General features: G+C 39.5%; 14 protein-coding genes. 10 read left to right on the top strand and 4 right to left on the bottom strand.

Annotation, left to right across the window (positions count from 1 at the left end; all coding sequences use genetic code 11):
- Nucleotides 1-180 precede the first annotated feature (180 nt).
- The 10 genes from thrA (at nucleotide 181) to IAG46_RS00475 (ending at nucleotide 10075) form a co-directional block, all read left to right on the top strand.
- Nucleotides 181-2625, top strand: a complete 2445-nt coding sequence (gene thrA, locus IAG46_RS00520; RefSeq protein ID WP_190808367.1) for a bifunctional aspartate kinase/homoserine dehydrogenase I — start codon at nucleotides 181-183, stop codon at nucleotides 2623-2625.
- Nucleotide 2626: 1 nt separating this feature from the next.
- Complete coding sequence (locus IAG46_RS00515; protein WP_190808366.1) at nucleotides 2627-3550, top strand: homoserine kinase; 924 nt, start codon at nucleotides 2627-2629, stop codon at nucleotides 3548-3550.
- A gap of 3 nt (nucleotides 3551-3553) precedes the next feature.
- Entirely contained in the window at nucleotides 3554-4849 is a 1296-nt protein-coding gene (gene thrC, locus IAG46_RS00510) for a threonine synthase (RefSeq protein WP_190808365.1), read from the top strand.
- A 94-nt stretch (nucleotides 4850-4943) separates the two neighbouring features.
- A complete protein-coding gene (gcvT, locus tag IAG46_RS00505; protein WP_190808364.1) occupies nucleotides 4944-6029 on the top strand; it encodes a glycine cleavage system aminomethyltransferase GcvT in 1086 nt (361 codons plus the stop codon).
- A complete protein-coding gene (locus IAG46_RS00500; protein WP_190808363.1) occupies nucleotides 6029-6943 on the top strand; it encodes a glutaminase in 915 nt (304 codons plus the stop codon). The genes gcvT and IAG46_RS00500 overlap by 1 nt, the downstream gene beginning before the upstream one ends.
- 3 nt (nucleotides 6944-6946) lie before the next feature.
- Nucleotides 6947-7774: a sugar nucleotide-binding protein gene (locus tag IAG46_RS00495; RefSeq protein ID WP_190808362.1), complete on the top strand. Its 828-nt coding sequence runs from the start codon at nucleotides 6947-6949 to the stop codon at nucleotides 7772-7774.
- A 67-nt stretch (nucleotides 7775-7841) separates the two neighbouring features.
- Nucleotides 7842-8432, top strand: coding sequence for a DUF1684 domain-containing protein (locus IAG46_RS00490; RefSeq protein WP_190808361.1), 591 nt, complete (start codon nucleotides 7842-7844; stop codon nucleotides 8430-8432).
- Nucleotides 8433-8435: 3 nt separating this feature from the next.
- Nucleotides 8436-8723, top strand: a complete 288-nt coding sequence (locus IAG46_RS00485) for a 4a-hydroxytetrahydrobiopterin dehydratase (protein WP_190808360.1) — start codon at nucleotides 8436-8438, stop codon at nucleotides 8721-8723.
- Nucleotides 8724-8799: 76 nt separating this feature from the next.
- Nucleotides 8800-9510: a YebC/PmpR family DNA-binding transcriptional regulator gene (locus tag IAG46_RS00480; RefSeq protein ID WP_190808359.1), complete on the top strand. Its 711-nt coding sequence runs from the start codon at nucleotides 8800-8802 to the stop codon at nucleotides 9508-9510.
- Between the two features lie 70 nt (nucleotides 9511-9580).
- Nucleotides 9581-10075, top strand: a complete 495-nt coding sequence (locus IAG46_RS00475) for a hypothetical protein (RefSeq protein ID WP_190808358.1) — start codon at nucleotides 9581-9583, stop codon at nucleotides 10073-10075.
- On the opposite strand, the gene IAG46_RS00470 is transcribed toward IAG46_RS00475, so the two are convergent.
- The 4 genes from IAG46_RS00470 to kdsB are packed head-to-tail and all read right to left on the bottom strand — an operon-like array spanning nucleotide 10072 to nucleotide 13198.
- Nucleotides 10072-10611, bottom strand: coding sequence for a 1-acyl-sn-glycerol-3-phosphate acyltransferase (locus IAG46_RS00470; RefSeq protein ID WP_190808357.1), 540 nt, complete (start codon nucleotides 10609-10611; stop codon nucleotides 10072-10074). The genes IAG46_RS00475 and IAG46_RS00470 overlap by 4 nt on opposite strands.
- A 39-nt stretch (nucleotides 10612-10650) precedes the next feature.
- Nucleotides 10651-11775, bottom strand: a complete 1125-nt coding sequence (locus IAG46_RS00465; protein WP_190808356.1) for an iron-containing alcohol dehydrogenase family protein — start codon at nucleotides 11773-11775, stop codon at nucleotides 10651-10653.
- Nucleotides 11772-12479, bottom strand: coding sequence for an HAD family hydrolase (locus IAG46_RS00460; protein WP_190808355.1), 708 nt, complete (start codon nucleotides 12477-12479; stop codon nucleotides 11772-11774). The genes IAG46_RS00465 and IAG46_RS00460 overlap by 4 nt, the downstream gene beginning before the upstream one ends.
- Nucleotides 12470-13198, bottom strand: a complete 729-nt coding sequence (gene kdsB, locus IAG46_RS00455; protein ID WP_368668158.1) for a 3-deoxy-manno-octulosonate cytidylyltransferase — start codon at nucleotides 13196-13198, stop codon at nucleotides 12470-12472. Before kdsB ends, IAG46_RS00460 begins: the two co-directional genes overlap by 10 nt.
- Between the last annotated feature and the right edge of the window lie 17 nt (nucleotides 13199-13215).

The raw sequence follows: 13215 nt of genomic DNA, 5'->3' as shown, positions 1-13215 counted from the left end.
ACTACTTTTGACCTTGAATATTGTACGATGCAATTTAATCTAACGGATATCAACCCCTTAATGATGAAAAACAATTCATCCTTCTTCACTTTGACAATTATCACCCCTTTGGGGTAGTCTACACATTATTTCCGTCAGTTTTAATTAAACCATTTTCAACATTTTACAACATAATTAGTCATGAAAGTCTTAAAGTTTGGTGGTACTTCGGTAGCCAATCCGGAAAATACACATAAAGTTAAATCCATTGTTGCGAGTATTAAAGCCGACCAAACAGCTGTAGTGGTATCGGCATTCGGCGGAGTGACCGACCTTTTGCTAAATACCTCCGACTTGGCCGCAAACCAAGATTTAGCCTATAAAAATAAGTTTCAGGATATTGAAAAAAGGCATATTGCAGTCATAAAAGAGCTTATTCCAGTTCAAAAACAGAGCAGTATTTTAAGCCAAGTCAAAAGCGACCTGAATATTCTGGAAACACTTTTGGAAGGCTCATTTTTAATTGGCGAACTCACACCAAAACTATCCGATAAAATAGTGAGCTATGGCGAATTGCTCTCATCATTTATCATCAGTGAATATTTTAAAGCTGAGGGCTTAGATGCTGCATTGAAGGACAGCCGGGAGTTGATAATTACCGACAACAACTTTGGAAAGGCCAATGTCAATTTCAAAGTAACAAACCAAAACTGTACTATTTATTTTAAAGAAGCTTCCCATAAAATTACGGTTTTACCTGGCTTTGTAGCATCAAGTCAACTTGGTGATTCCACTACCTTGGGTAGAGGTGGTTCGGATTATACCGCCGCAATAGTAGCAGCCGCACAAGATGCCGAAGTGTTGGAAATTTGGACCGATGTCAGCGGCATGTTCACAGCAAACCCCAAATTGGTAAAGCAAGCCAAATGTGTGGAACATATCAGCTACGAAGAAGCCATGGAGCTTTCCCATTTTGGTGCCAAGGTACTGTACCCTCCAACTATTGAACCCGTGCTCAATAAGGAAATTCCAATTGTAATTAAAAATACTTTTGCTCCTGAAGATTCCGGGACACAGATTACAAAAAGCACCAACGGTAATGGAAAAACAGTTAGGGGCATCAGTCATGTAGGCGGAATTAGCCTACTTTCTTTAGAAGGACCCGGTATGATCGGTATTCCTGGTATTTCTAAACGATTTTTCGAGACTTTGTCCTTAGAAAACATCAGTGTAGTGCTCATTACCCAAGCTTCATCAGAACATTCCATCTGCGTGGGTATTTCCGATGAAGATGTGGAAAAAGCCATCAGTGCCGTGAATGAAGCTTTTGAATACGAAATCAGCACTAACAAAATTCAACCCGTTATTGTCGAGAAAGACCTGGCCATTATTGCCCTAGTCGGTGATAATATGAAAAGTCACCAGGGGTTAAGTGGTAAAATGTTTAGCACCCTGGGTAAAAACAATGTAAATATCAGAGCTATTGCTCAAGGAGCTTCTGAACGCAATATTTCTGCCGTAATTAAAAAAGCCGATGTAAAGAAAGCACTCAACTCGTTACATGAACGGTTTTTTGAGGAAAACATAAAACAACTCAACCTTTTTGTAATGGGAGTTGGAAATGTTGGTTCAAGATTCTTGGCACAGATTCAGCAGCAAAATAAATATTTACGGGAAGAGCTTAAACTTAACATCAGGGTCATTGGTATTGCCAATTCAAGAACCATGGCCTTTGATGAAGATGGCATTGCACTTGAAAACTGGCAAAAAGCATTGTCCAATGGACAAAAAGCGGACAAACAAGCATTTTTTAACACCATAAAGGAATTTAATTACCGAAACAGTGTTTTTGTAGACAACACCGCAAGCGGAGAAGTCGCACAAAGCTACCCTGACTATTTAAAAAATAGCATTTCGGTGGTCACCTGTAACAAAATAGCCTGCTCATCCGATTATGATTATTACAAAGACCTAAAACAGTTGGCCAAAAAATACGGCGCTCCATTTTTATTTGAGACCAATGTTGGTGCAGGACTTCCCATTATTGACACACTAAAGCATTTGATAGCATCAGGGGATAAAGTAAACAAAATTCAGGCAGTACTTTCTGGGAGCTTAAACTTTGTTTTTAACAATTTTGATGATTCAGTTACTTTCCACGATGTTGTAAAACAAGCTCAGGAAGAAGGTTATACAGAACCGGACCCAACCATCGATTTGAGTGGTATTGATGTAATGCGAAAGATTCTCATTTTGGCAAGGGAAAGTGGCAATGCATTGGATATAGATCATATTGAAAATGAATCCTTTCTTCCCAAAGAAAGTCTGGAAACAGCTTCTAATGAAGCCTTTTTCGAATCCTTGAAAAAATATGAGTCGGATTTCCAAAAAATGTACAAAGAGGCTACCGATACCAACAGCAAGCTTAAATACGTTGCACAATTTGAAGATGGCAAGGCCAAAGTTGGACTTCAACAGATTCCAAAAGGACATGATTTTTACAATTTGGAAGGAAGTGACAACATTGTGCTGTTTTTCACAGAACGCTATCCGAGTCAACCCCTGATCATAAAAGGAGCGGGTGCCGGGGCGGAAGTCACAGCTTCTGGTATCTTTGCCGATATAATCAGAATTGGAAACTTCTAAGATGGAAGAAATCAAGGTTTTCTGTCCGGCCACTATAGCCAATGTCTCCTGCGGATTTGATGTTCTAGGATTGGCCTTGGACGCTGTTGGCGATGATATGATTGTTCGAAAAATTTCAAAAAAAGGGATTTTCATCAGCAAAATTACTGGCCAAGATTTGCCATTGGAAACTTCCAAAAATGTTTCCGGGGTAGCCGGTTTGGCCCTACTTGAAAAAAGCAATTACGACGGTGGATTTGAAATTGAAATAGATAAAAAAATAAAGCCAGGGAGTGGTATTGGTAGCAGTGCTGCTAGTTCCGCAGGTGCCGTTTGGGCCATGAACGAATTATTGGGCAAGCCATTTTCCAACATGGAATTGGTGCAATTTGCGATGCAAGGTGAAAAATTGGCCAGTGATGTGGCCCATGCCGACAATGTAGCGCCCGCCCTTTATGGCGGTTTTACTTTAGTAAGAAGCTATGAGCCATTGGATATTATCCCTTTACCAACTCCAGAAGAACTTTTTGCCACAGTGATACATCCCCAGATCGAGGTAAAAACGTCCGACTCGAGAAAAATTTTGAAAACCAATATCACCTTGGAAAAAGGAATCAAACAATGGGGTAACCTGGGTGGACTTGTAGCTGGACTTTTTCAATCGGATTATGATTTGATTGGTCGCTCACTACAAGATCATATTGTAGAACCCATTCGTTCCATATTGATTCCAGCTTTTGATGATATAAAATTAAATGCAACCAAAGCCGGGGCTTTGGGAAGTGGAATCTCCGGATCTGGGCCTTCCATTTTTGCATTGAGCAAGGGAGAGGCTACCGCTAAAAAAGTGGCCGAATCTATGCATAAAACGTATCAAAGCATCGGAATTCCTTTCGACATTCATATATCCAAAGTCAATACTCAAGGCGTAAAAAGATTATCCTGACCTATGAACTTTTACAGTCTAAACAACCCAAAAATACAGGCAACTTTCAAAGATGCCGTTGTAGCAGGAATTGCTCCGGATAAGGGATTATACTTTCCAGAAAGAATTGAACCACTTCCAAAGGAGTTTTTTGATAATATCACTGCTCTTTCCAATAATGAGATTGCTTTCAAGGCCATTCATCAATTTGTAGAAGGTGAAATTCCTGATGATGTCCTTAAAAATATCATATCCGACGTATTGGATTTTGATTTCCCCATTGTTGAAATTGAGGAAAACGTAGCGACCCTTGAACTTTTTCATGGTCCAACCATGGCCTTTAAGGATGTGGGAGCCCGGTTCATGGCCAACTGCATGGGTTATTTCTCCAAAGGGGAAAAAACAGAGGTGACCGTTCTGGTGGCCACCTCAGGCGATACAGGTGGTGCCGTTGCCAATGGCTTTTTAGGTGTTGAGGGTGTAAATGTCGTTATTCTTTATCCAAGTGGAAAAGTAAGTGACATCCAAGAAAAACAATTGACCACCTTGGGACAGAACATCGTGGCCATGGAAGTCAATGGTACTTTTGATGATTGCCAGCGCATGGTCAAAACCGCATTTCTGGATACTGAAATAACTGATCACAAAAAGCTTACATCCGCCAATAGCATCAACATTGCAAGATGGCTTCCGCAATTGTTCTACTTTTTGTTTGCTTATAAACAAGCCTCTTCCAAAGGAAAGGAGATGGTTTTTTCCGTTCCCTCTGGAAATTTTGGAAATATTTGTGCTGGAATGGTTGCCCAAAAACTGGGCATGCCCGTAAAACACTTTGTGGCATCGACCAATGTTAATGATGTGGTTCCCAAGTTTATGAAAAAGGGAGTTTACCAACCCGTACCTTCCAAAGCCACCATTTCCAACGCTATGGATGTAGGTGATCCAAGTAATTTCATCCGGATAAGACATTTGTACCAAGATAATTTTGATGCACTAAAAGAAAATCTTTCTTCCTATTCATTTTCAGATGAAACAACCAGGGAAGCCATGAAAAAGGTGCATTCCTTATCAGATTATGTTACCGACCCTCACGGTGCAGTAGGTTATTTGGGATTGAAGGAGTATCAAAAAGCCAATCCAGATACCTACGGTATATTCTTGGAAACTGCCCACCCTGTCAAGTTTTTGGATGTTGTTGAAGAAACTCTTGAAATCTCGCCTGAAATTCCTCCCCAAATCCAAAAAGTAATGGGAAAGGATAAAAAATCCATTAAGATTTCAACTTATGAAGAGCTAAAAACCTATCTACTTGAAGGTTAGGCTAGAATTCACAAAAGTTTGTTGAAAACATTGGCTGGAATGTAGTATCAGCTATTGCGAATTCAATAAATTTACCCCAGCAAAATTATTGAATATGAAATCTACTGCCTTGAGCAATACCCATATTGCGTTGGGTGCAAAAATGGTTCCCTTTGCGGGTTACAATATGCCTGTTTCCTATGAAGGGGTAAATGTTGAACACGAAACGGTTAGAAAAGCTGTTGGAGTTTTTGATGTATCCCACATGGGTGAATTCTTGATTGAAGGTCCAAATGCCTTGGAACTTATTCAGAAAGTGACTTCAAACGATGCCGCAAAACTAACAGTTGGCAAAGCACAGTACGGATATCTACCGAATGAAATAGGAGGAGTTGTGGACGATCTTATCGTTTACAGAGTGAAGGAGGAAACTTATCTGCTCGTTGTCAATGCCTCTAACATTGAAAAGGACTGGAACCACATTTCAAAATATAATGAAGTCATCGGAGCTGTAATGAAGAACATCTCCGAGGATTATTCCTTGCTTGCCATTCAAGGGCCAAAAGCCGTAGAAGCTATGCAATCATTGTCGTCGATAGACCTATCCGAAATTAAATTCTACAACTTTGTTGTAGCCGATTTTGCCGGAATTGAGCACGTAATTATTTCCGCAACTGGATATACCGGTTCTGGCGGGTTCGAAATCTACTGTAAAAACGATGAGGTAAAACAAGTTTGGGACAAGGTTCTGGAAGCAGGTTCTGATTTTGGCATCAAACCAATAGGACTTGCCGCCCGTGATACCTTACGCTTGGAAATGGGCTATTGTCTTTACGGAAACGATATTGACGACACTACCTCCCCTTTTGCTGCTGGATTAGGATGGGTTACCAAATTCACCAAAGATTTTGTGAACAGCGAAGCTTTGGCTAAGGAAAAAGAAGAGGGTCCTTCAAAGAAACTTATTGCTTTTCAACTGGATGAAAAAGGGATTCCTAGACAAGGTTATGCCATCGTTGACGCAAACGGAACGGAAATTGGATCAGTAACCTCAGGAACCATGTCTCCCTCGCTTTCCCAAGGAATAGGATTAGGATATGTAACCATTGAAAATGCCAAGGTTGACAGCAAGGTCTTTATTCAAATTAGAAAGAACCAAGTCCCTGCCACGGTGGTAAAATTGCCCTTTTATAAAAAATAATGCCTGATTTTGAATCCATTATAAGCACCATTGCCCTAGAAGTCTCCAAACAGACCGATAAGGGCAAAGTGGCAAGCTATATTCCAGAACTGTCCTGTATAGATCCTAACAAGTTTGGAATGTCTATTTTGGACAAAGACGGAATAGCAAATAATATTGGAGATTCAGATGAAAGATTTTCAATTCAGAGTATTTCTAAAGTATTATCACTTTCCATGGCGTACTCCCTTTTGGGCGAGCGCATATGGGAACGAGTCGGTGTTGAACCCTCTGGTGACCCCTTCAACCATTTATCCCTTTTGGAAATGGAAAATGGGATTCCAAGGAATCCGTTGATCAATGCCGGTGCTATAGTAGTATCAGATATTTTGGTATCCAATTTAAAAAATCCCAAAGCTGATTTCTTGGAATATGTTCGAAGAATAGCTGGTGACGATTCCATAAAATTTGATGAGAGTGTAGCACTTTCTGAAAGAAAAACTGGATTTCGAAATTACGCTGCGGCCCATCTCATAAAATCTTTCAACAATCTTGAAAATGATGTTGAAACGGTATTGGATTTCTATTTCCATTGTTGTTCCCTAAGCATGTCTTGCGAGCAATTGGTCAAGGTCTTTTATATTTTTATGAATCGGGGCAATTGTCTTCAAAACAACAATTATCTCGATTTGTCCAAAGTAAAGCGTATCAATGCCATAATGCTTACTTGTGGTTTTTACGATGAAGCAGGTGAGTTTGCTTTTGAGGTTGGACTGCCGGGTAAAAGTGGTGTTGGAGGCGGAATTGTAGCCTTATTGCCCAATGAGTTTTGTGTAGCTACATGGTCTCCTGGGCTTAATGAAAAAGGAAATTCCAAGCTAGGCATGATGGCTCTGGAAAAACTAACAACCATGACAGGGTTGTCAATATTTTAATGTTTGGAAAAGAAAAAGAAGATACTTATTCTGGGAGCCAGTGGTTTTATTGGCAATGCCATTTATAAAGAACTCTGCAACTATTTCAACACCTTCGGCACCTACTGTCATAGTACGGTTTATGGTGATAATGGACAGTTTTTACGCTATGATATGCGGGAGGACGACATCGTTAGCCTTTTGGAAAATGTTCGCCCTGACTTCATCATATCCGCCCTCCGTGGTGATTTTGGTGCACAGATACAGGCCCACGAACATATGATGGAGTATCTCATAAAAAATAAGACGAAACTGTATTTCGTCTCTTCAGCCAATGTGTTTGATGCATATAGCAAGTTTCCTTCCTACGAATACGACAAAACGTTGTCCGAAAGTATATTTGGAAGGCTTAAAATCAAGATAGAGAACATGATGATGAGGTTGCCAAAGGAAAAAACCGCCATTCTTCGTGTGCCCATGGTTTTTGGAAATACGTCCCCACGGGTAAAGGAAATAAAAGAGAGTTTGGAAAACAACAAACCTATTGAGGTGTTTCCTAATCTAATCATTAATGTGACTAATGATGACCGGTTGACGCAGCAAATCCATTACCTCATCAACCGGAACAAAACAGGTATTTTCCATTTGGGAAGCAAGGATTTGATTCAACATGAAGAATTCATTAAAGAAATCATCAAACAAATGGGCAACTACCATCCCATTTTAAAGCGTGTTTTTACCACCAACGAAGATCGTTATCTGGCCGCTTTGCCCAAGCACAATAAACTGCCTAAAAATCTGTGGATAAAATATCAAGAGATTATAGATCACCATCTCCCAGTGGATGGGTAATGGACAATATTCATAATTACCCTGTCTAAACCAAAAATGGGACTTAAATTAAAACCAGAAATTGAAAATGAGATTATTAGTATTTGTTAGCTTTTTATTTAGCATGAATCTAAGTATTGGCCAAACCTACCAAGACTCAGTCATTGAATTTCAAAATGAGCTAAATACTTTTTACGGCGATGAAGAAAAATCACCGTTGACAAAAAAGGATTTTAAAAAATTTAAAGGACATTATTTTTTTGACATCGATGAAAACTTTAAAGTAGAGGCAAAATTTGACAGGGCAGTGGATGCCGTTCCCTTTTTGATGAAAACCTCAACTGATAGATTACCTACTTACGAAATTTATGGGGTTGCCACATTCAAAATAAATGGCAAAACACACAAATTGAACATTTATCAAAACCATAAACTTAGGGAGACGGAGAAATATAAAAATCATTTGTTTTTGCCCTTCACCGACCTTACCAACGGAAATGAAACTTATGGCGGCGGAAGGTTTATAGATTTGGAAATACCGGATGGCGATACCATCGTTATCGACTTTAACAAAGCTTATAATCCATATTGTGCGTACAATAAGAACTACTCATGTCCTATTCCTCCCAAAGAAAATGATTTACCAATTCGTATAATTGCTGGAATAAAAAATAAATAAAAGATGAAAAAACTAACTTCAACCCAAATAGAAAATCAGCTTAAAAATCTTGACGGATGGACCTATGAAAATGAGAGCATCTCCAAGTCCTTTATTTTCAAGGATTTTAAGGAAGCTTTTTCCGTAATGACCCGTATTGCCTTTGAAGCGGAGCAGCAAAACCATCACCCCAATTGGGAAAATGTCTATAACCAACTTACCATAAAATTAAACACCCATGACGCTGGGGGCATCACCCAATACGATTTTGACCTCGCCCAAAGCATCGAAAACATTGTTGGAAACAACTAATCAGCATATTAGTCACTCAACTTGTCAAAGGAGCATTTTTTGCTAAATTTGTCCCCGTCCATAATCAAAAAAATACATGGGAAGAGCATTTGAATTTAGAAAAGCACGTAAAATGAAACGCTGGGCAGCAATGTCCAAAGCTTTCACCAGAATCGGAAAAGATATTGTTATCGCCGTTAAAGAAGGTGGCCCTGATCCAGATTCAAATTCCCGTTTACGCGCGGTTATTCAAAATGCGAAAGCCGTTAACATGCCCAAAGACAATATTGAACGGGCAATTAAAAGGGCTTCTGACAAAAATCAAGGGGATTTCAAAGAGGTCCTTTTTGAGGGTTATGCTCCCCATGGCATTGCTATTTTAATAGAGACCGCCACGGACAACAATACCCGTACCGTTGCCAATATTCGCAGTTATTTTAATAAATGCAATGGTAGTTTGGGCACTTCTGGTTCCGTAGAATTCATGTTTGACCATACCTGCAACTTTACAATTAACGGGGAAGGCATGGACCCGGAGGAGTTGGAATTGGAAATGATTGATTTTGGCGCCGAAGAGGTTTTTGTTGATGAGGATGGCATTCATATTTATGCTTCTTTCGAAAGTTACGGAGCTATTCAAAAGGAATTGGAATCCCGTGAAATTGAAATAATTTCCTCTGGTTTTGAACGCATTCCACAAGTAACAAAGGAGCTTAACGACGAACAAGTGGCCGATGTTGAAAAGCTATTGGAGAAGATCGAGGAGGATGATGATGTGCAGAACGTATACCACGCGATGAAAGAGTAGACTACCCTTCAAACCTTGCATCTTTGTAAAGAGTTGAACATTCAAGCGACCAAAACTTAAACTTTCCATCATGCGTATTCTATTTTCAAGTATTCTATTACTCTTTATGGTGTCCGTTCAAGCTCAGGAAATGACCGCTGCCAAACTCTATGAGATTATTGAAAAAGAAGCCGATACCGTCAAAACTAATGGCAATTCATACCAATTTCTATTCAATGAAGCCATGTTGATTTGTGTTTTTGATGAGAATGCCAATCGAATGCGAATCATTTCACCCATTATTGAACGAGAAAAAATTGGAGAAGAAGAGCTTTTAAATGCACTTGTAGCCAATTTTCATTCGGCGTTGGATGTGAAGTATGCCTTAAGCGATGAGGTTCTATGGTCCGTTTATACCCATCCGCTTAAAGAGCTTTCAGAGCATCAAGTAATAGATGCCATACAGCAAGTATATGCGGCTGCGCTCACCTTTGGAAGTTCGTACTCCAGTACCAATTTAGTATTTCCAGGTAATACGAAAAAAGTGGAAAAACCAAAACCTGAAAAGAAGCTGAACAAAACCTAGTAACTGTATTCGGGCACCTTGCCTTTTACGCCCTTAAAAAAGCTTCGAATTTCCTTAAAATCTTTTTGAATATCATCGGTTGGATATTTTGGTTCCGAAACTTTGACCTGTTTCTTTCCAAAATCAAATGCCACCATCACAATGGGAACTTGTGCCTTTTTAGCGATATGATAAAACCCCGTTTTTAGTGCTGTAACCTTTTTACGAGTGCCTTCCGGAGCCAATGCAAATCGAAAAACTTTTCGTTCATTAAAAATTTGGGCTATACTATCGACAGTATTGGAATTTTTGCTACGATCTATCGGCGCTCCTCCGGTCCAACGGAAAAACCAGCCAAAAGGAGGTTTAAAAAGGCCCTTTTTGGCAATGTAATTCATTTCTTTATTGATCACTTTCCTGACCAAGAGTCCTAAAAAGAAATCCATCCAATGTGTATGCGGAACTACAATTATTATGCATTTATCCAAGTCAGGAAAAGTGCCTACAAACTTCCAACGCAATACTTTGAAGTACAAAAACCTAGCTAGTTTGTGCATGTAATCCGAGTTAGTTATATAAGCCCAATGGCTTAAACCCTATATTTTCATATAGATATTTTGCAAACAATCGGGTGTAACCTTATTTTTCCAATCACTTCCCAGGGCATTTTCCCATAATGCATCCATACTAAGGGCTACGTTAATAAGGATGTCAAAATCGTTTTGTGTTAGGTTCGCACAAATTCCTGTAGGAAGTTCTATGTATTGTTTTCTCATCATTTTCTTAAAGTACCGTACTCCTTCGGGGTAAAACTCATCTAGATGTTGAAATACCAAACAATTGCCCAAACCGTGTTTTATGCCTAATAGATAAGACAAACCGTAACTCATGGCATGTGCAACACCCACTTGGGAATACGCAATACTCATGCCTCCATGCCACGATGCCATCATTAACTTGTCACGCGATTCTGCTTCTGGAATATCTTTGAGAAAAACATCCATACAAAGCTCAAGGGATTTTTCACCATAGCTTTTGCTGAATGCATTCAAGTAGGTTCCATTTAATGATTCTATGCAGTGGATATAACAATCCATTCCTGTATAAAACCATTGTTCTTTGGAAACGGTCTTGGTTAAATCGGGGTCCAAAATCACTTGGTCATATGTGGTGTAATCCGAATTGATTCCAAGTTTTTTGTCAGGGCCCAACAAAACTGTAGTTCTTGACACTTCGGCTCCGGTTCCGCTTATGGTAGGAATTCCCACATGGTATAATGCCGGTTTATGAACCAAATCCCAGCCTTGATATTCGCTGGCTTTACCATTGTTGGTGGACATTATAGCTACTGCTTTGGCCAAATCCAGTAATGTTCCACCTCCAATGCCAACTATTCCAGAGGGTAATTCTCCAAATTTTTCTTGTATTCTTGCCACCAAGGCATCAACCTGTCCGGTTTTTGGTTCCTCGTTTGCAGAAATAAAGATGAGTTCATCATTGAACATCAAAGGAATCTGGTTTATTATTTTGGTATTCTCGAAAAAATCGTCCACCAAAAAAATAAAAGGTGCCTCTGAATTTCTGCGTTTGGGTAATAATACCTCTCCCAATTGGGAAAAACTGCCTTTGCCAAAAACCACCCTCGGTACCATGGGGAAATTGCGGTACTGGGTATTCTTGTCCGATGTAATTTCTTTTTTCAAACTACTTTTTGTTTTCATTGGTTGTTCAAATACGTGAGAACTTCTTTTAAACTGTTCAACTTCAGGTGACCGTTCACCTGATGTGCATCTTCGACCATTTCGTGTGCCCATGTCGTATGAAATGGGATATGGATGGCCTTGGCCCCAATATTCAAGATAGGCAATACATCGGATTTTAACGAATTGCCAATCATCAAAAACTCATCCACATTTATTTCCAAATGATCTAGTAGGTTCTTATAATTATTTTCTTTTTTGTCGCTGAGTACCTCTACATGGTGAAAGTACTTAGATATTCCTGATTTATCCAATTTCCGCTCTTGGTCCAATAAATCTCCTTTTGTAAGTACTATTAAGCGGTATTTCTGGTGTAGTTTTTCCAAGACTTCCTCTACCCCATCCAACAATTCGACAGGATGGGAAATCATTTTTTTGCCCAGGTCAAGAATTTCTAAAATGGTTTCTTGTGAAATTCTGTTATTGGAAAGGTCCAAGGCAGATTCAATCATGGAAAGCACAAAACCTTTTATTCCATATCCATAGATTTCAAGATTTTGCATCTCAATTTTAAAGAGCTCTTGATCTACCTTGTTTTTGGTCTCATAGTTTTCCAAGAGTTCAGCAAACCGCTCCTCTGTTTCCCTAAAATAGGTTTCGTTTACCCAGAGGGTGTCATCGGCATCAAAGCCGATTACTTTTATGTTGTTATAATCTATCTCCATGCTTTTTGGGCTCGTTCTAGGTCTTCTGGGGTATCAATTTCTATTCCGGTGACGTGTGTTTCCACCATTTTTATTTTTTTTCCGTATTCCAAAAATCGGATGGCCTCAATTTTTTCTTTGGCTTCTAAGGGCAACATCGGCAACCGTTGAAAATCGAGCAGCGCTCTTTTTCTAAAGGCGTAAATTCCTTTATGCTTATAATATTTGGCATCAACACTTTCATCTCTTGGATAGGGAATGGGTGATCTTGAAAAATACAGCGCAAAATCTTGATTATCTACAATCACCTTAACTGTATTCGGATTTGCAATTTCCTCCCAATCGGTAATAGGAGTCATTAACGAGGCCAAATCTATCTCTTCGTCATCATCATTCTTAAAGACCTCTATAACTTTTTTCAAGCTTTCCCCGTCTATGAAAGGTTCATCTCCTTGCACATTGATTGCGATATCCACATCCAAAGCAACTACGGCCTCCGCAATTCTATCGCTGCCACTTTCATGTTCTTTTTTGCTCATCAGCACCTTGCCTCCGATGGCAGAAATTGTATCGAAAATGATTTGGCTATCGGTTACCACGTAGACTTCGTCAAAAAGTCCTGTTTGAACCGCAGCTTCGTATGTGCGAACAATCACAGGCTTTCCGCCTAAATCTTGCATCAGTTTTGCGGGAAATCTTGAGGCTTGGTACCTCGCCGGAATCAATGAAATTATTTTCACTACTTCTATATTATGGT

Origin of the sequence: Flagellimonas sp. S3867 (assembly GCF_014698935.1) — a bacterium.
Lineage (GTDB): Bacteria > Bacteroidota > Bacteroidia > Flavobacteriales > Flavobacteriaceae > Flagellimonas.
Note: the sequence above shows the minus strand (reverse complement) of the source record. Positions and strands in the feature narration are given on the sequence as shown.